Annotated in this window: 20 protein-coding genes, 2 tRNA genes and 1 pseudogene; 16 read left to right on the forward strand and 7 right to left on the reverse strand. The window is 34.8% G+C overall.

Translation table 11 applies throughout. The features are described from left to right. Nucleotides 1-79: 79 nt before the first annotated feature. From mlaD to BHU68_RS15460, 5 genes are read left to right on the forward strand one after another with little or no spacing between them, the layout of a single operon-like run. Nucleotides 80-568, forward strand: a complete 489-nt coding sequence (mlaD, locus tag BHU68_RS15440; RefSeq protein WP_069472179.1) for an outer membrane lipid asymmetry maintenance protein MlaD — start codon at nucleotides 80-82, stop codon at nucleotides 566-568. A 24-nt stretch (nucleotides 569-592) separates the two neighbouring features. Further along, nucleotides 593-1174, forward strand: a complete 582-nt coding sequence (locus BHU68_RS15445) for an MlaC/ttg2D family ABC transporter substrate-binding protein (RefSeq protein ID WP_069472180.1) — start codon at nucleotides 593-595, stop codon at nucleotides 1172-1174. Beyond that, nucleotides 1174-1470, forward strand: coding sequence for an STAS domain-containing protein (locus BHU68_RS15450; RefSeq protein ID WP_069472181.1), 297 nt, complete (start codon nucleotides 1174-1176; stop codon nucleotides 1468-1470). Before BHU68_RS15445 ends, BHU68_RS15450 begins: the two co-directional genes overlap by 1 nt. Beyond that, a complete protein-coding gene (locus BHU68_RS15455) occupies nucleotides 1454-2368 on the forward strand; it encodes an ABC transporter ATP-binding protein (protein ID WP_069472182.1) in 915 nt (304 codons plus the stop codon). The genes BHU68_RS15450 and BHU68_RS15455 overlap by 17 nt, the downstream gene beginning before the upstream one ends. Then, nucleotides 2365-3126 carry an ABC transporter permease gene (locus BHU68_RS15460; RefSeq protein WP_069472183.1) on the forward strand — a complete coding sequence of 254 codons (762 nt, stop codon included), beginning with the start codon at nucleotides 2365-2367 and terminating at the stop codon, nucleotides 3124-3126. The genes BHU68_RS15455 and BHU68_RS15460 overlap by 4 nt, the downstream gene beginning before the upstream one ends. 27 nt (nucleotides 3127-3153) lie before the next feature. Here the strand turns inward: BHU68_RS15460 and BHU68_RS15465 are convergent, their stop codons facing one another. Next, nucleotides 3154-3561, reverse strand: a complete 408-nt coding sequence (locus BHU68_RS15465) for a hypothetical protein (protein WP_069472184.1) — start codon at nucleotides 3559-3561, stop codon at nucleotides 3154-3156. A gap of 43 nt (nucleotides 3562-3604) precedes the next feature. On the opposite strand from BHU68_RS15465, the gene thiD reads away from it, so the two are divergent. The 6 genes from thiD to BHU68_RS15495 all read left to right on the forward strand — a co-directional run bounded on the left by thiD (nucleotide 3605) and on the right by BHU68_RS15495 (nucleotide 8688). Beyond that, nucleotides 3605-4396: a bifunctional hydroxymethylpyrimidine kinase/phosphomethylpyrimidine kinase gene (gene thiD / locus BHU68_RS15470; protein ID WP_069472185.1), complete on the forward strand. Its 792-nt coding sequence runs from the start codon at nucleotides 3605-3607 to the stop codon at nucleotides 4394-4396. Continuing rightward, nucleotides 4359-4958, forward strand: coding sequence for a thiamine phosphate synthase (thiE, locus tag BHU68_RS15475; RefSeq protein ID WP_069472186.1), 600 nt, complete (start codon nucleotides 4359-4361; stop codon nucleotides 4956-4958). The genes thiD and thiE overlap by 38 nt, the downstream gene beginning before the upstream one ends. Next, on the forward strand, nucleotides 4955-6235 hold the full coding sequence (hemL, locus tag BHU68_RS15480; RefSeq protein WP_069472187.1) for a glutamate-1-semialdehyde 2,1-aminomutase: 1281 nt from the start codon (nucleotides 4955-4957) through the stop codon (nucleotides 6233-6235). The genes thiE and hemL overlap by 4 nt, the downstream gene beginning before the upstream one ends. Before the next feature lie 30 nt (nucleotides 6236-6265). Continuing rightward, nucleotides 6266-6745, forward strand: coding sequence for a Panacea domain-containing protein (locus BHU68_RS15485; RefSeq protein WP_069472188.1), 480 nt, complete (start codon nucleotides 6266-6268; stop codon nucleotides 6743-6745). A gap of 125 nt (nucleotides 6746-6870) precedes the next feature. Continuing rightward, nucleotides 6871-7311 carry a hypothetical protein gene (locus BHU68_RS15490; protein WP_069472189.1) on the forward strand — a complete coding sequence of 147 codons (441 nt, stop codon included), beginning with the start codon at nucleotides 6871-6873 and terminating at the stop codon, nucleotides 7309-7311. A 117-nt stretch (nucleotides 7312-7428) separates the two neighbouring features. Next, nucleotides 7429-8688 (forward strand): OmpP1/FadL family transporter, encoded by a 1260-nt coding sequence (locus tag BHU68_RS15495; protein WP_253180907.1) that lies wholly within the window; start codon nucleotides 7429-7431, stop codon nucleotides 8686-8688. Between the two features lie 89 nt (nucleotides 8689-8777). Here the strand turns inward: BHU68_RS15495 and BHU68_RS15500 are convergent, their stop codons facing one another. The 3 genes from BHU68_RS15500 to aceE form a co-directional block, all read right to left on the reverse strand. Then, complete coding sequence (locus BHU68_RS15500; RefSeq protein ID WP_069472191.1) at nucleotides 8778-8990, reverse strand: hypothetical protein; 213 nt, start codon at nucleotides 8988-8990, stop codon at nucleotides 8778-8780. A 277-nt stretch (nucleotides 8991-9267) separates the two neighbouring features. Further along, nucleotides 9268-10464 carry a dihydrolipoyllysine-residue acetyltransferase gene (locus BHU68_RS15505; protein WP_069472192.1) on the reverse strand — a complete coding sequence of 399 codons (1197 nt, stop codon included), beginning with the start codon at nucleotides 10462-10464 and terminating at the stop codon, nucleotides 9268-9270. 11 nt (nucleotides 10465-10475) lie between these two features. Next, nucleotides 10476-13124, reverse strand: coding sequence for a pyruvate dehydrogenase (acetyl-transferring), homodimeric type (gene aceE, locus BHU68_RS15510; RefSeq protein WP_069472193.1), 2649 nt, complete (start codon nucleotides 13122-13124; stop codon nucleotides 10476-10478). A gap of 21 nt (nucleotides 13125-13145) precedes the next feature. Here aceE and BHU68_RS15515 point away from each other — a divergent pair, with 21 nt between their 5' ends. Then, complete coding sequence (locus tag BHU68_RS15515) at nucleotides 13146-14267, forward strand: DUF4115 domain-containing protein (protein WP_069472194.1); 1122 nt, start codon at nucleotides 13146-13148, stop codon at nucleotides 14265-14267. Between the two features lie 280 nt (nucleotides 14268-14547). On the opposite strand, the gene BHU68_RS15520 is transcribed toward BHU68_RS15515, so the two are convergent. Further along, nucleotides 14548-15183 carry a lectin-like protein gene (locus BHU68_RS15520; RefSeq protein WP_083234079.1) on the reverse strand — a complete coding sequence of 212 codons (636 nt, stop codon included), beginning with the start codon at nucleotides 15181-15183 and terminating at the stop codon, nucleotides 14548-14550. Between the two features lie 426 nt (nucleotides 15184-15609). On the opposite strand from BHU68_RS15520, the gene ispB reads away from it, so the two are divergent. Continuing rightward, nucleotides 15610-16578, forward strand: a complete 969-nt coding sequence (gene ispB, locus BHU68_RS15530) for an octaprenyl diphosphate synthase (protein WP_069472197.1) — start codon at nucleotides 15610-15612, stop codon at nucleotides 16576-16578. Between the two features lie 2 nt (nucleotides 16579-16580). On the opposite strand, the gene msrB is transcribed toward ispB, so the two are convergent. Then, nucleotides 16581-17069, reverse strand: coding sequence for a peptide-methionine (R)-S-oxide reductase MsrB (gene msrB / locus BHU68_RS18140; RefSeq protein WP_445082186.1), 489 nt, complete (start codon nucleotides 17067-17069; stop codon nucleotides 16581-16583). Next, nucleotides 17070-17528: pseudogene (gene msrA, locus BHU68_RS18145) on the reverse strand (peptide-methionine (S)-S-oxide reductase MsrA); the annotation flags it as partial. Between the two features lie 93 nt (nucleotides 17529-17621). Between msrA and pdxA the strand changes: the two are divergent. From pdxA to BHU68_RS15550, 3 genes are all read left to right on the forward strand, one after another. Then, a complete protein-coding gene (gene pdxA, locus BHU68_RS15540) occupies nucleotides 17622-18530 on the forward strand; it encodes a 4-hydroxythreonine-4-phosphate dehydrogenase PdxA (RefSeq protein ID WP_069472199.1) in 909 nt (302 codons plus the stop codon). A gap of 78 nt (nucleotides 18531-18608) precedes the next feature. Next, a tRNA-Asn gene (locus BHU68_RS15545) sits at nucleotides 18609-18685 on the forward strand. Between the two features lie 54 nt (nucleotides 18686-18739). Continuing rightward, nucleotides 18740-18813, forward strand: a tRNA-Pro gene (locus BHU68_RS15550). The last annotated feature ends 49 nt before the right edge of the window (nucleotides 18814-18862 follow it).

The raw sequence follows: 18862 nt of genomic DNA on the forward strand, positions 1-18862 counted from the left end.
TAATTAATAATTAAATATGGCATCATATATCATAATTAAATTATAATTAATTGAAATTATCAACATTAAGAAAATTAATATGCAAATTAAAAAAACTGTAGAAATTTGGGTCGGTATTTTAGTCGTTTTAGGTTTTGCCGCTTTATTTATGTTATCCATGAAGGTAAGTCATTTGGGTGATTTGTTTATAGAGGATGGTTATTCTATTATTGCTAGTTTTGATAATATCGGTGGATTAAAAGTTAAATCATCTGTCAAAATGGGTGGTGTACGTATAGGTAGAGTTAGCAACATTCGTTTTGATAATAAAAACTATGAGGCGGTTGTTACCATGCAAATTGAGAGTCAATATAATACAATTCCTACTGATACTTCTGCTAGTATTCTGACAGCAGGTTTGTTAGGTGAACAGTATATTGGCTTAGAAGCTGGTGCTGAGGAGGAATATTTAACTAAAAATACTCAAATAGAATCAGGTTTAACTCAGTCAGCTGTAATTTTAGAACAATTGATTGGTAAATTTTTATATAATAGTGCTGAGAATGGTACAAAGAAGCAAACTAACTAACTAATTTAGGAATTAATAATTATTATGAGAAAAATATTTGCCGGTATGGCGTTAATATGTGTGTTGATGGTAAGTGGTCAATCTGTATGGGCTGCTGCTAGTGCGGAAACTGTAATAAAGAGAACTACTGAGAGGGTATTAAATAATCCATATTTACTTAAAAATCCTGTTGCTGTTAAAAATATAGTAAGAGGTGTTTTTAATTTTCGTAAAATGTCAAGATTGGTTTTAGGTAAAAATTGGAGACGAGCAAAAAGAGCTGAAAGAAAACGTTTTACTAAAGCATTTCGTAATTTGTTAATACGAACATATTCTAATGCTTTATCTGAAGCAGCTGGTATGGTTAAAAACATTAAATATTCTTCTACTAGAAGAAGTTCTAGAAGAACTACTGTACATAGTAAGGTTTATAGAAGGAATAATTCTGCGCCAGTGAATATTGATTATGTGATGTATAAACGCAGAGGTAAATGGAAAGTTTATAATGTTATTGTTGAAGGTGTAAGTTTGGTAACAAATTATCGTACAGAATTTGGTCGTGATATTAGACGTATGGGTATGAATGGTTTAATTAGGAAAATTAATCGTAAAAATAGAGGACGTTAATGAGCCAAATTCGAGTTGATAATGAAGATAAAAAATGGTGGGTATCTGGTAAATTAAGTTTCAGTACAGTTGATCAGTTATTACTGGAATTTAATCAAGCTGTTAAGGATACTCCGCCTAAAATTATAGATTTATCAAAAATTACTCATACAGATAGTGCTGGTTTGGCTTTGTTAATAGAATGGCTTAAATTTGATAATTTAATCAATTTTCATAATATCCCTAGTCAATTGTTGAGTATTGCGGCAGTCAGTGGAGTAGAAGAAATGTTTAATTCTAATGCTAGCAGCCGTTAATATTTCACAATTACATAAGCAATTTGGTAATTTACATGCTGTTTCGGGGTTAGATTTTGAGATCCCCAAGGGTAGTTTTTTTGGCTTACTTGGACCAAATGGTGCTGGAAAATCTACTTTAATCAATATCATGGCTGGTTTAGTTCGTGCCAGCAGTGGTTCAGTAAGTATCATGGGTTATGATGTGCGGCATAATTGGCGACAAGCGCGACAGTCTTTAGGTGTGGTTCCACAGGAATTGGTGGTTGATCCTTTTTTTACTGTTAGTGAAATGTTGCGTTTGCAGGCTGGTTATTTCGGTTGTAAGTCATCTGCTTGGATTGAGGAATTGTTGGATATCTTAAATCTAACTGATAAGGCTAATACTAATTTACATGAATTATCTGGGGGTATGAAGCGTAGGGTGTTAATCGCTCAGGCTTTGGTGCATAAACCAGATGTGGTGGTATTGGATGAGCCTACTGCTGGTGTTGATGTTGAGTTACGCCAAGTTTTGTGGAAATTCATTAAGCAGTTACATCAAAATGGTCATACTATTGTTTTAACTACTCATTATCTTGAAGAGGCTGAGGCTTTATGTGATAAGTTGGCTATTATTGATAATGGGAAATTGGTAGCACTTGATACTAAAACGGCTTTGTTAGCGCGTGCTTCTGATAGATTTTTATGTCTTAATCTTAATAATAGTGACATTAGTCATTTACCCCACCTGATAAAATCCAAAGTTGAATCTTTTATTGATAATCAATTAGTATTGCGTTTAGATAAAGCTCAGGATGAAATTGGATCTATATTAGAAAGTTTACTCGCTGTTAATATTCGTTTCTCTGATTTACATATTAAAGAAGCTAGCTTAGAAGATGTATTTATAAGTTTAACCGGTAAAGAAAAAGCATGAATTGGTACGGTTTATATACTTTATTTGGTAAGGAGGTTTGGCGTTTTGTAAAAGTTGGAGTACAGACTATTTTAACGCCTGTTATTACTGTCTTATTGTATTTATTGGTATTTGGTTCTGTATTAGAAGAGCATGTTCAAGTCTATCCGGGAATAAGTTATATCGCGTTTTTAGTGCCGGGTTTAATCATGATGAGCGTTATTCAAAACGCTTTTTCTAATAGTTCTTCTAGTTTGTTTCAATCTAAAATGACTGGTAGTATAGTTTTTATGTTATTGCCACCATTATCAAGCGGTGAATTTTATTTAGCTTTTGTTGGAGCGTCTGTAGTTAGAGGTTTGTTGGTTGGTTTAGGTGTTTGGGTAGCGGCATTATTGTTTGTTACATTGCCTATTTATAGTTTTTCTATATTGTTAATATTTGCAATTTTAGGTAGTGGTGTTTTGGGTGCTTTAGGTGTGATAGCGTCAGTATGGGCTGATAAGTGGGATCATATTTCTGCATTTCAAAATTTTGCTATTTTACCTCTTACATTTTTGAGCGGTGTATTTTATCGAATTGAGAATTTGCCAGAATTTTGGGAACAGTTATCTTATTATAATCCGTTTTTTTATATGATAGATGGTTTTCGTTATGGATTTTTTGGCATATCTGAAGTTGATGTTAGCATTAGTTTGATGATTGTTAGTGTGTTTTTTGTGGTTGTTAGTCTGATTTGTTTGTGGTTATTACATATTGGCTATAAAATTCGCAATTAAACCTGACAGCTTGTCAGGTTTGGCTAATTAGCCATTCAGATTTAAATCACGTCGTGATGCTATTACTGTAATAGTAAATCCAGCAATTGAATCTAGTAATGACATTAAAGTCATAATTAGAAAAATCGAAGTTCCTGCTGGTTTATAAAGCATGAAAAGCATTAAACATACAACAAACACTAGTATTGATAGACTATTTTCAGCAATTGCTCCTGCTCCTGTTCGTGTTGATTTAATGATTTCAATAAATAATACTATTACACAAAAGAGTATAAATAAATTGCTAGATGTTAATGCCCATTCTGCTCCAGAGGGTAAACTTATTTCAAATAATTTATCTGCTGCATTAAAATCCACACCAGCTAAAGTCATAATGTAATACACAATTAACATTACTAAAAATAGTGGTATATACGATATAATAGATAATTTCATTTAGTATCCTTTAAAAAAACCCTGAGTATAACAAAAAATTATAATGCAAATCCCTATAGTTTTAGTATTTGCTGGTAATGATCCTTCTGGTGGTGCTGGTTTATCTGCTGATATTCAAGCACTTGCTAGCATTGGCTGTCATGCTGCTCCTGTTGTAACTTGTGTTACAGTGCAAGATACATGCAATGTCATTGATAATTTTCACTTGTCTGGTGATCAAGTTATAGCGCAGGCTGAGGCGGTATTAAGTGATATGTCAATTGGTGTTTGTAAAATAGGTTTATTGCCTAGTGTTGAAATTATTGAAGCAGTAGAACAAGTTTTGCTGAAATATCCTCAAATGACTGTGGTTTTTGATCCAGTTTTAGCCGCTGGCGGTGGTAAATCTTTGGTGGCAAATCCAGTTTATAAGAATCTATTAGCTTTAACTACTGTTATTACTCCAAATAGTATTGAGGCGCGTCGTTTAACAAATATGGATTGTTTAAATCTGGCAGCGGCACAGTTACTTGATTATGGATGCCAATCGGTTTGTATTACTGGTACTCATGAGGATACTGATACTGTGATTAATACTTTATATAGTAAGGATGAGAAGCCACAGTCATGGCAATGGCGACGCTTAGCATATTCTTATCATGGTTCTGGCTGTACTTTTGCATCAAGTTTAGCTGGATTTTTGGCACAAGGAAGTGATATGCTAGAGGCTGTATATAAAGCACAAGCCTACACTTGGCATAGTTTAGACAAGGGTTTTCATCCCGGCAAAGGGCAGGCTTTACCTAATCGTTTAATTCATGCAACTTTACGCAATAACAGACAACAGTCTGATTAAAGAAGAATTTTTTTTAGAAACCGTCGAAAAAGTAATAATTGGTGGAGCAAAAATTATTCAATATCGTGATAAAAGTCACGATCAACAACGGCGTTTTCAACAAGCACAAGCATTACTAAAGCTCTGTCAACAATATAAAATCCCTTTATTAATTAATGATGATGTTGCACTTGCGCAACAAATTGGTGCTAATGGTGTCCATTTAGGTAAAAATGATACAGATATTTCGATGGCTCGCGCTAAACTTGGCAATAAAGCTATTATTGGAGTATCTTGTTATAACCAACTCTCCTTAGCAAAAGGAGCAGTTAATTCCGGTGCAGATTATGTGGCATTTGGCCGTTTTTTTCAATCTCGCACTAAACCAGAAGCTAATTCATGTAGCTTAAAATTATTATCGGAGGCACGTCAACAACTATCTTGTCCAATCGTTGCTATTGGAGGTATTACACCTGATAATGCTAATCTAGTTATGTCGGCTGGTGCAGATTATCTGGCTGTAATACATGGTTTATTTGGACAAATAGATGTCTTGGCTGCCGCTCAAGCTTATAATCTATGACAACATCCCATCAAAATTTTCTCGCAGCTCAAAAACATATTCCCGGTGGTGTAAATTCACCTGTTCGCGCTTTTAAAGGAGTTGGTGGAACTCCTGTTTTTATTCAACGCGCAAAAGGTTCTTATTTGTATGATACTGAAAATAAAGCATATATTGATTATGTTGGTTCTTGGGGACCAATGATTGCTGGTCATTCTCATCCGAAAGTGTTAAAAGCTGTACAAGATGCCATTGGTAATGGTTTAAGTTTTGGTGCCCCTACAGTTATTGAAACGCAACTTGCAGATAAGGTTTGTGAAATCGTGCCTTCTATAGAAATGGTACGTATGGTTAATTCGGGTACTGAGGCAACCATGACTGCAATACGATTGGCACGTGGCTATACTGGGCGCGATAAAATAGTGAAGTTTACTGGTTGTTATCATGGACATGTTGATTCCTTATTAGTCAAAGCTGGTTCTGGTGTATTGACTTTGGGTTTGGCAAATAGCCCGGGTATTCCAGCGGCTTTGGCTGAACAAACAATTAGTTTAAATTATAATGATATAGATCAAGTTCAACAAGTTTTTGCAGAAATAGGTGAACAGATTGCTGCAATTATCGTCGAACCAGTCGCAGGTAATATGAATTGTATTTTACCTGTACCCGGTTTCTTAGAAGGTTTAAGAGAGGTTTGTGATAAATATGGCAGTGTATTAATTTTCGATGAAGTGATGACGGGTTTTCGTGTCGCACTAGGTGGAGCGCAAGCTTATTATAATATTAAACCTGATTTGACTACTTTAGGTAAAGTTATTGGTGCTGGAATGCCTGTTGGAGCCTTTGGAGGTAAGCGCGATATTATGGAACATATAGCTCCATTAGGTGCTGTATATCAAGCTGGTACTTTATCAGGTAATCCTATTGCAATGACTGCTGGTTTAGCAAGTTTAGAAGTTATTTCTGAAGCTAATTTTTATGATGATTTAAGTAGTAAAACCAAAAACTTTGTTAATAGTATGTTAGAAATTGCTAAACAGGCACAGATTCCAATGACTGGTGTATCTATAGGTGGTATGTTTGGTTTATTTTTTACTAGTGCAGAGACTGTTAGTAATTTTGATCAAGTCAATAGTTGTGATGTTGAACGTTTTAAGAAGTTCTTTCATGGTATGTTAGAGCAGGGCATTTATTTAGCTCCTTCTGCGTTTGAGGCGGGTTTTATTTCTTCAGCTCATAGCCAAGAAGATATTGACATCACTTTAAATGCTGCTAAGCAAGTATTAGCAAGTTTATAATTGTAAAAACCTGAAAAAAGGCAGACAATTATGACACATCCTTTTGTATTTAATATTAAAAAAGCAATAGAAGCCATTTTGTATATTGCAGCTTCTGTTGAGCAACCAAGTTTTGATCGTATTTGCAAAATCATGTATTTTGCTGATAAACAACATTTAGAAAAATATGGACGTTTTATTTGTGGTGATAATTATATCGCGATGAAAGATGGTCCAATTCCGAGTGGCATGTATGATCTGTTAAAAAGTGATTCTACTAAACAAAATTTTAGAGTTCAAGATGAATTTCTAATTCATCTTTTACGTGCTGCTCAGCTCGATTATTTCAGTGAATCTGATTTAGAATGTTTAAAACAGGCTAGTCAATTATCAATTCAAGAATTAAGTAAGGATTTATCTTGGCAAACGGTTGATGAAAATGACTATATAAAAATTGAACAAATTATTGCCACTTTTTCAGATGCTGAGTCTTTACTTGATTATCTATGTGAACCCTGCTACTCCTTGTAACTGTTGACAATTTGCAGTTTGTCGCCCCATAATTACAATGGATCTACAAATTTATTGTAATTAATTAGGAGTATATTATATAAGCCATGAGTATTATAATTCGTGGCTTTTTTTAGGGGTTTCTTATGAAAAACAGACAACGAGACAGAATCATTCGAGAACATATCTTGCCGTGGCAAATTATTCGTTTATATTGTCAATTTACCACACCTCCAAAAAATAAATATTTTTTAATTGTCAAAATTGAGCCACAACCTTTACTTTTTATGGTTAATTCCAGAATACATCCATATGTAAGGGGTAGAGCTTATTTAAATCAGTGTCAGGCTCGATTAAAGGCTAATCACAACTTATTTTTAACACATGATTCTTATGTGGATTGTCGTGAAGTTTGTAGGAATTTTTCTTTAAATGATATTGTCACTCAAATGGAAACTGATATGCGACGAGTTAAAGGTTTTATTAGTACTGAGTCGCAAGAGCAGGTTATCGCAGCTATTAAAATTAGCCCGGTTTTAGAGCAGAAGTATAAGAATGAGATAGTTAGTAATTTAGAATATAATTAATATCTTATGTGTTGTAGAGGGGGATGATTTTTTTTTAGTAAAAAGTTATGATAGTTTTTTTATAAAAAGACTATCATAAATATGAAAACGTATAAAATACAATTCACATTGATAATAATGTTATTATCATCCAATCTTTATGCCACTAATGGTTATTTTTCACATGGTTATGGTGCTAAATCCAAATCTATGGCGGGTGCCTGTACCGCAATGACTGTAGGTACAATGTGTGCTGCAATTAATCCAGCTTCCTTGGTTCATTCTGGAAATCGTATGGATTATGGTTTTGCTTTATTTGCGCCTTCACGAGGTTTTACAGCTAATAATGATGCTTCGCCAATTGGACCACCTAATGGTCCAGCTTCAATTCCAGCGGGTACTTATGATAGTACTAATGATTTATTTGTAATTCCTCATTTTGGCTATAATTATATGCTAGATGATCAAAGTTCTATTGGTGTTGCTGTTTATGGTAATGGTGGAATGAATACTGAATATGATAGTGCGGTATTTAGAAATTTTGGTAATCCTATGATGCCTTCAAGCATGGCTTCTTCACCTACTGGTATTGATTTAATGCAAATGTTTATAGGAGTTACTTATTCCAGAAAAATCAATGCACAACATTCTGTTGGTATTACTCCAATTTTAGCTATTCAGGCTTTTGAAGCTCAAGGTTTGCAACCTTTTACTATGTTTTCACGCCATCCTAGTAATGTAACAAATAATGGACATGATTTATCTTATGGTGGTGGTGTTCGTATTGGTTGGTTAGGAAAAATTACGGATACTCTGAGCTTAGGAGCGTCTTATCAAACTAAATTGTTAATGAGTGAATTTGATGATTATAAGGGACTTTTTGCTGAAGAAGGTAATTTTGATATTCCTGCAACTTTTAATTTGGGTTTAGCTTATAAAGTTATACCAGCGGTAACATTAGCCTTTGATTATCAACGTATTCAATATAGTGGTGTTAAGTCTATGTCTAATGCTTCTGATGTAATTTTCATGCCCAGACAAACTTTATTGGGTACTGATGATGGGCTAGGATTTGGATGGGAAGATGTGAACATTTATAAATTTGGAGTACAATGGGAATATAGTCCAAAATTAACACTTCGTGCTGGTTATAGTCATGCAGACGAAGCATTTACTGGTACACAAGGTTTATTTAATACTCTTGCTCCTGCTGTAGTAAGAAGCCATTATTCTTTTGGATTTACTACCCCGATTTCAGATTCAATGGAATTAAATCTCGCATTTAGTTATATGCCTAATGAAGAATTAGATGGTAGTAATCCAAATACTGGACCACAAAGTGGTTATTTGGAAATGTCTCAATATGAACTGGTTTTTGGAATTGGTATGAAGTTTTAAGTGGTAACTTCTTCAAAAAGTTATATCTATATTCTTCTGCGCAAACCGTTATCACTTGTAATGCCATTCTATATTTTGATTTATTGGTTCTAAAGTTCGTGTATTCTATTATTATTACTATGTGTTTTTGTTTGTAGTAAATGTTTGAATAGCATTTCAAACATTTGCTGGTAATGAAAGCAGTGCATAGAACAGTCTTTTATCTTTGTTTGTTCTATTAAGTCTAGGTTTAAACTGTGTTGCCATGCTTTACCAGCTAAGTTTTCAATATTTTCAAATCTTTTTAGTAGTTCTCCGTACATTACTTAACTCATGTTACACAGTTGGTCGGATCACTGTCATTAAGTTAAGCTAATTTTCACTCTGGAGTTCAAAGCGATGCTTTGTAAAAAGCTAGTACAAAGAACTCCAGTTCTTAACTTAATTACATTGAATTGGTAGGGTGGGTAGAGCGATAGCGAAACCCACCAAACTTAGAAAATTGAATTCTGGTGGGTTTAGCTTCGCTGACTGCGTATCGCTATCGCTCTACCCACCCTACATTATTCATATTGTGAAACCTGTCAGGTTTTTTATGGTTTAAAACAATAAATGTCGAACATCTGACAGTAAGAAGCTTAAATGACGGGTGAATCTTGCTCCAGCGGCTCCGTCTATTACTCTATGATCATATGATAATGATAATGGTAACATTAGGCGCGGTACAAATTCGCCATCTTGGTAGATTGGTTGCATTTTGGAACGTGATACGCCTAGTATTGCAACTTCGGGTGCATTTACTATTGGTGTAAATGCTGTGCCTCCTATGCCGCCTAGGCTACTGATTGTAAATGATGCTCCTTGCATGTCGGTGGGTGATAATTTGCCGTCGCGTGCTTTTTTACTTAGTTCTGTTAAGTTAGCCGCTAATTCAAATATGCCTTTTTTATCTACGTCTTTGATTACTGGTACTACTAAGCCATTCGGTGTTTCTACTGCTACTCCTATGTGGTAGTATTTTTTCAGTATTAGGTTTTCTTGTTTGGTATCCAGTGAGGCATTAAAGTCTGGATATTGTTTTAATGCTACTACTGTAGCTTTCATTAATAGGGATAGCAGTGTAACTTTTAGTTCGCGCTTTTGAGCTTCTGGGGCTAGTTCTTTACGGAATTTTTCTAGTTCTGTAATGTCTGCTTCGTCAAATTGAGTTACATGGGGTATATTTAGCCAGCTACGTTGTAAACTCGTTCCTGATATTTTTTTGATTCTACTCAATGGAGTAATTTCTGTTTCTCCAAATTGATTAAAATCAATTTCTGGAATTGTTGGAGAATTTGATGGTGTCTTTATGGCTTGTTTTATGTCTTCTTTTAAAATTCTGCCATTACGCCCTGTTCCTTTGATTTGAGTTAAATCAATTTCTAAGTCTCGCGCTAGTTTTCTAACCGCTGGACCCGCTGAATAGTCTTCTGTTTCTTCTGTTTTTTCAATTACTTGTTCTGGTTCTGGTTCTGGTTCTTTAGGTGCTTCTTCAACTATTGTTGGTGCTGAATCTACTGCTGTAATTTCCATAGTCATAAAGACTACGCCTTCAGAGACTATGTCTCCTTCTTTGATTTTCAGCTCTTTAACTATGCCTGCACTTGGTGATGGTATGTCTAGTGTTGCTTTGTCACTTTCTAAAGTCATTATAGATTGTTCGATTTCAACACTATCACCATTGCTGATTAGGATTTCTAAGACTGGTACATCCTTGAAATCACCAATATCAGGAATTTTAATCTCTTGAATTGACATTGCGTTTCCTTTTAAACTGTAATTGGGTTAGGTTTATTTATATCTAAGTTATATTTTGTAATAGCTTCAGAGACTTTGGTTGTAGCTATTGTTCCTGCATCTGCTAAAGCTTTCAGTGCCATCAGAGTTATATAATAACGATTCACTTCAAAGAAATGACGTAAATTTTTACGTGTATCACTACGTCCAAAGCCATCTGTGCCTAATACATAGTAAGGGCGATTAATACAAAAACGAATTTGATTTGGATAGGTTCTGACATAGTCAGTAGCCGCTATAATTGGACCCTTTGTATCTTTTAAACAGTCATTAACATGGCAACTACGAGGGCTATCTTCTGGATGTAACATATTCCAGCGTTCCACATCTGTACCTTCACGTGCTAATTCAGTAAAACTAGTGACACTCCAAATATCAGATGATATTCCAAAATCTTCAGATAATAATGTGGCAGCAGCTATTACTTCACGTAAAATTGTGCCACTACCTAAGAGTTGAACTTTTGGAGCATCGCTAGTTTGTTGTTTAAATAAGTACATGCCTTTGAGTATATCTGTTTCTACACCTTCTGGCATTGCTGGATGAGTGTAGTTTTCATTCATCGCAGTGACGTAGTAGAAAATATTTTCTTGCTGTTGATACATGCGGCGTAAGCCATCATGAATAATCACTGCCATTTCATAAGCAAAAGTAGGATCATAAGCAACACAGTTAGGAATATTGGCTGCTAACATCATGCCGTGTCCATCTTGATGCTGTAAGCCTTCTCCTGCTAAGGTAGTACGCCCAGCAGTTGCACCAATTAAGAATCCGCGTGCTTGCATATCGCCAGCAGCCCATGCTAAATCACCAATACGTTGGAAACCAAACATGGAATAATAAATATAAAATGGCACCATCTTAACATCGTGGTTAGCATAAGAAGTAGCGGCTGCTATCCATGATGACATTCCACCGGCTTCACAAATACCTTCTTCAAGAATTTGACCTTTTTTATCTTCTCGATAATACATTAATTGATCAGAATCTTGGGGATCATATAATTGCCCTTGTGAAGAATAAATTCCTATTTGTCGAAACATGCCTTCAATACCAAAGGTTCGTGCTTCATCAGGAATAATTGGGACAATGTTTTTACCAATTTCTTTATCGCGGATAAGTGCTGTCAACATACGAACCAAAGCCATAGTAGTTGACATTTCACGCTCACCACTGCTTTTTAGCATGGCATTAAAAATACTCAAGTCAGGTACTTTTAAAGGTATTGTATTTGGTGTGCGTTTAGGTAAATAACCACCTAAAGCTGCTCGCTGTTTATGCAGATATTGCATTTCTGGGCTATCAGCGGGTGGCTTATAAAATGAGGCTTGAGCTACTTGTTCATCTGAAACTGGAATATGAAAGCGATCACGAAAAGCTCGCATGGATTCTTCATTCATTTTCTTTTGCTGATGAGTAGCATTTTGCCCTTCACCTGCTGCTCCCATGCCATAACCTTTTACAGTTTTGGCTAAAATGACTGTAGGTTGATCCTTATGTTTTACAGCAGAAGCATAAGCGGCATAAACTTTATGTGGATCATGCCCACCACGATTTAAACGCCAAATTTCATCATCGGTTAAATCTTTAACCATTTCTTTTAATTCAGGATATTTACCAAAGAAATGTTCGCGAGTATAAGCGCCGCCTTTGGCTTTATAGCTTTGATATTCGCCATCAACGCATTCTTCCATGCGTTTTTTTAATAAACCTTTGGTGTCTTTTTCTAATAATGGATCCCATTTAGAACCCCAAATGAGTTTAATGACATTCCAGCCAGCACCTCTGAAATCACCTTCTAATTCTTGGATAATACTAGAATTACCGCGAACTGGACCATCAAGACGTTGTAAATTACAATTTACCACAAAAATTAGATTGTCAAGTTTTTCACGCGCCGCTAGTGAAATTGCACCCAAAGATTCTGGTTCATCCATTTCACCATCACCACAAAATACCCATACTTTTCGTCCTTCTGTATTGGCAATACCACGATCATGTAAATATTTCATGAAGCGAGCTTGATAGATTCCCATAATAGGACCTAGTCCCATAGAAACTGTAGGGAATTGCCAAAAATCAGGCATTAACCAAGGATGTGGATAAGATGATAAGCCATTACCCCCAACTTCTTGGCGGAAATTGGTCATTTGCTCTTCAGTAATTCTGCCTTCTAAAAAAGCGCGTGCATAAAAACCGGGAGCTGAATGTCCTTGAAAATAAACTAAATCACCACCATTTTTTTCTGATTTCGCATGAAAAAAATGATTTAAGCCTACATCATATAATGTAGCCGCTGAGGCAAAACTGGCAATATGCCCACCCAATTCGGTACTAATACGGTTGGCTTTGACTACCATAGCCATTGCATTCCAGCGTACTAATGAACGAATTTTCCATTCCAAATCATAATCGCCGGGGCTAGCTTGCTGTTGATCTTTAGGTATAGTATTAAGATAAGCGGTATTAGCACTATGTGGTATATATGCACCACTGCGACGTGCTTTGTCAATTAATTGGTCTAAAAGATAATGGGCGCGATCAGCACCATCTGTCGCTAATACGTCTTCTAAGGCTTCTAGCCATTCTTGTGTTTCTAAAGGATCTATGTCAGATATCATTAAAACTCCTATATAGTAAATATGGACATATTAAATAATATAAAATATTTTTATAGTAAAAATAAAACAGTTGTTGTAAATAAAGCTATTGCATCTTTGCGAGAAGAAATTGCTGCAAACCCTAATAATATCAATGCTAGAAAATTATTAGTAGATATGTTATTAAGCTTAGCAAAACAAACTGATAATAAGAATGAACAAATTGAAATATATCAGCAAATATTGAACTTGGATGCAAAACAGCAAGAAGCAATAAACGCATTGCAAAAACCTGAACCAACAACAAAACCAATTCGTCGTAATCCAACAGCAACAAAGCCATCACAGGATGTTGAATTAAAAAAACTTATAGAAAAAACAGAAAAACTTCTACAAGAACGCGATCAAGAAATAGAAATTTTACAAGAACAAGTTGTTGCTAAAACTAAACAAGAAAATATTTTAAAACAGCGTCTTGATAATGAAAAAAATGCACTTGCAAGTATTGAGGTTTTAACTAAAGATCAAGAAAACAGAGTCGATAAATACCAACAAGAAGTTGCCGGGCTGAAACATGAATTAATCATAAAGGAACAAACCTTAACGAATTTAAGAGAAACATTAAAAAATTATGGTAAACATGAAAAAGAATTAATAAGCTTTATAAATGACAAACAAAATGAAACTATAGCTGCAAAACATGAACTGCAAAATAATAATGTATTAATTATTTTAGGAACTATTATTATTACTAGTATAGTAGTAGTTTTTATGGGTATAATATTATGGCAATTTTCTATAACAAATCATAATATTCCTAAACCAGTTGTTGTACCTGAACCAGTTAAAATTCCTGCTATTATTATACCACCAAAAAAGCCAGTCAAAATAACAGTGGTAAAACCACCGATAGTATCACAAACACTGTGTGTGCATTTTAAGAAACGTTCATGGATTAGAATTACTGATGATAATAATAAAAAACTATATGAAGGAATTAGAAAGCCCGGTGAAATATTAGCATTAGAGGGCAAACCACCATTTAATATGAATGTTGGTAATGTTAATGGGGTTTATGTTGAATATGATTGTGATATTAATCAGGTGAGTGCTTATCCTACGCGGGAAGGGAAAAAGAATGTATTTATTATTGGTGATGAGTGATTAATTGCTAACTTATGTTACATATTGTAGGTTGGGCAGACGACAGGAAGCCCAACGAATCGCGGAATAATGTTGGGCTTCCTTTCGTCTGCCCAACCTACAGAATATATCAATGTTAGAAACATATGTGCGTAACATAAGTTAATCACAACTATCAGCTTTAGTCATATCTTTAATATGAAATATTGGATAGGCTTGATTCCATTGTTTCAGAGTTACGTATTTGTAATATATAGCTTTTCCTTCAATTCCATCGCCTATATCAGCAATTGTAGCAACTTTAAAACAAGGAATATAAACTAATTGAAGCCTCAGTGCCGCTAGCGTCACCTTGCCATTGTTTGAATTTATAACCTGTTGCTGGTTTTGCTGTTAAGCTTACTTCTTCGTTAGGAGAATATGAGGTTTTGTCTGGAGATTTGGTTATTGTGCCACTGTCTTTGGGGGATATGTTGGTTTCAAGTGTTGTGGCATTCCATTCACAAATGAGACGATATAATGATGAATTACGTACATCATTCCAAGCTATTTTACCATGAAAGTGAAGATAGTCTTCTGTACCATTATAATGATTATCTGGTTGCCCACTATTCCAATTGCTAAAGTTCCATTCTTCTCCTGTGATCCATTCCCACTTACCTTCTGTTGATTCATCAGTTCCGCCAAGCCAACTAGAACCAGAAACTGGGCTAACCAAGTTAGTATATATAAATTTATTTTCTTCTTTCGAAGTCATAGTGGCAAGATATCCATCTAAATTTTCACAATGAGTTTTGGCATTCTGCCACGTCATTTTTGTATCAATCCGTTGATAAGAATGACCATTATCTGGATTGATAATTATTTTTGAATCAGCCAAAACATTGCCGCTTAATCCAGCAGATAAGACCATAGCATTTATAAGCCTAAATTTCATTAGATTTTACTTTTCAAAAATATGGATAATAAAAAAAACACGAATTTGTGCTTTTGTACTATATAGAATGATAAGTGGAGAAAAAGGTCAGGGGGTTTTGATCTTTTTTGTTTTGATTGTTAGATTAGTATTATTTATAATTGGTGTGTCTGAATCAGAATTTACAGGATTAAATCTTAATCGATTACATACCAGCCTAGGGCAACGCCCTAGGTTCAGTGTAGAAGAAAGTATTATGTATCCGCCCCTGAAAGGGGCTAACATTCTAAACAACACACCTAAGGCGTTGCCCTAGGCTAGTATGTCAGCCCCTTTCAGGGGCAAATAGCCATATATTCAACATTAAATATCAATGAATAAATACAACAATTAAGATATAATCATATAATTTAGCATAGCTAACAGGATTTAGATTATATAAAAATGATGGATATTCTTGCTATCCAAAATTTAATGAATCATGATATGCAAGCTGTTAATGCAATGATTCATAAACGCTTACATTCTGAGGTTGAATTAGTTAATAGTGTAGGGCATTATATTGTTAATAGTGGCGGTAAACGTTTACGCCCGATGTTAGTATTATTAAGTGCTTCTGCTTTTAACTACCAAGGCAACGATCATATTAAATTAGCGGCTATTATTGAATTTATTCATACAGCAACTTTATTACATGATGATGTTGTAGATGCCTCGGAATTACGACGTGGGCAACAAACTGCTAATAGTATCTGGGGTAATGAAGCTAGTGTTTTAGTTGGAGATTTTCTGTATTCGCGTTCATTTCAGTTAATGGCTGAACTAAAAAATATGCGTGTAATGGAAATTTTGTCAACTGCAACTAATATTATTGCTGAAGGGGAAGTATTGCAATTATTAAATTGTTATGAACCCAATACCACTGAAACTGATTATTTACGTGTAATACGTTCAAAAACTGCCAAATTATTTGAAGCTGGAGCGCAATTAGGAGCCGTAATCAGTGAACAATCGGCTAACAATGAACAAGCAATAGCGAAATATGGTATGCACTTAGGTACCGCATTTCAATTAATTGATGATGTTTTAGATTATAGTTCTAATACTGAAGAAATTGGTAAAAATATTGGTGATGATTTAGCAGAAGGTAAACCAACTTTACCAGTGATTTATGCACTTAAACATGCAACAGCAGAGCAACAAGAAGTTTTACGCGATGCCATAAAGAATGGTAAAAAAGACAGTATAAATGAAGTTATATCAATTATAAATTCTACTAAGGCGATTGATTATACCAGAAAGGTAGCTCGTGAAGAAGCAGATATGGCAATTGCTGCTTTAACAACATTACCATCTTCGCCTTATACTGATGCTTTATATGCCTTAGCCGAATTTTCTATAAATCGTAGTTATTAAATTTATTTAAATAAGTTTACATATTGTTCATAACCATTTTCAACTAATTGATCTTTTTCAATAAATTTCAAGGAAGCTGAATTTATGCAATAACGCTGTCCAGTAGGTGCTGGACCATCTGGAAATACATGACCTAAATGAGAATCAGCATCTTTACTGCGTACTTCAATACGTTGCGCAAATAGTTTAAAATCTTTACGTTCAACAATTTGATTAGTATTGATTGGTTTAGTAAAACTAGGCCAACCGGTTCCAGATTCATATTTATCTAAAGAGGAAAATAGCGGTTCGCCGCTAACAATATCTACATAAATACCCTGTTTTTTATTATCCCAATATTCATTATCAAACGGTTTTTCTGTGCCATCTTTTTGTGTTACCTTATATTGTAACTCGGTTAATCGCGATCTTAAAACTTGATCCGATAAACCCCATGTTTGTTTTAAAAACTTATCACGTCCAGAGTTATAACGATAATATTTATATCGAATTGGATTCTTTTTATAATAATCTTGATGGTATTCTTCAGCAGGATAAAACTTAGTTAATTTTATGATTTCTGTTTCAATCGGCTTTTTAAAAGCTCCAGATGATGCTAAACTAGCACGTGATTTTTCAGCTATTAATTTCTGTATATCATCATGATAAAAAATAGCTGGGCGATATTGTGGACCCCGATCTACAAATTGTCCACCATTATCAGTAGGGTCAATTTTTCGCCAAAAAGTTTCTAATAAAGTTTCATAACTAATAATATTAGGATCATAATGAACTTGCACTACTTCCAAGTGTCCACCTTTACCAGAAGCAACTTCTTGATAAGTTGGATTCACAGTATTACCACCTGCATAACCAGAAATGACTTGGGCTACCCCATCAAGTTTTTCAAAATCTGCTTCTACACACCAAAAACAACCACCAGCAAAAGTTGCTTGTTTTAAATTTTCCATTGTTATGCTCCGTTGCACATTATTTTCTTGAGTACATCCAGTTATAACAACTAATATTAAGATATTTATAATTGATTTCAATTGAGACTCCTTATGTTACCAAATATTGCAATAACCCCCGGTGAACCTGCGGGTATTGGACCAGATATTACATTAAAGTTATTAGAAGAACAAAATATAGCTGCTAATTTTACAGTATTTGCCGATCCTGATTTGTTACAACAACGCGCTGAACAATTAGGCTTATCTATTAACTTAGATAATGTGGTGCCAATACCGTTATCACAAGCAGTAACACCCGGAAAGTTAAATTCTGCCAATGCAAATTATGTGCTAGAAACTCTAACACAAGCAACTAAAGCATGTTTAAATAAACAGTGTGATGCTTTAGTTACTGGCCCTGTACATAAAGGAATTATTAATAAGGCAGGTATAAGTTTTACTGGTCATACAGAATTTTTAGCAGATTTATCAAATGTTGAACAAGTTGTGATGATGTTAGCCACGCCAAAATTAAGAGTGGCACTTGTTACTACACATTTGCCATTATCACAAGTTAGTTCTGCAATTACAGCAACGCGATTAGAAAATGTAATACGGATATTAAATCATGATTTAAAAAATCCACATATTTTAGTTTGTGGTTTAAATCCCCACGCTGGTGAAGATGGGTATTTAGGTAATGAAGAAATTATTACAATTACACCTGTATTAAAGAAATTACGGGCAGAAGGAATCAATTTAACTGGTCCAGTGTCTGCTGATACAGCCTTTACTGCTAAATCATTGTTTGGAATAGATGTAGTTCTAACCATGTATCATGATCAAGGTTTACCAGTATTAAAATCTCAAGGTTTTGGTGAGGCAGTAAATGTCACGCTTGGATTACCAATAATAAGAACTTCAGTCGATCATGGTACTGCTTTAAACTTAGCTGCTACAGGCAAGGCTTCTAGTAATAGTTTGCGTTATGCTGTAGAAATAGCAACTAAATTAATTTAGTTATAAAAATGTTTTGTTGCAATCTAATTAATTTATCTGTATGATAGCCTCTGACTTTTGAGAGAGGATTCTCAATTTTCCCTGGTAGCTCAGTTGGTAGTAGCACGTGACTGTTAATCACGGTGTCGTCGGTTCGAGTCCGACCCGGGGAGCCAAATTTCCCATCCCTTATTTAATCAAATCATCCCAATAAAAAAAATTTCACTTCTCGGAGCGTGGCGCAGTCTGGTAGCGCACTATCATGGGGTGGTAGGGGTCGCGAGTTCAAATCTCGCCGTTCCGAAATTATTCCTTCTTGCGTAAAATTCTCAGCCAGTTATAATCCATGTTTC

Origin of the sequence: Candidatus Marithrix sp. Canyon 246, assembly GCF_001723685.1 — a bacterium.
Lineage (GTDB): Bacteria > Pseudomonadota > Gammaproteobacteria > Beggiatoales > Beggiatoaceae > Marithrix.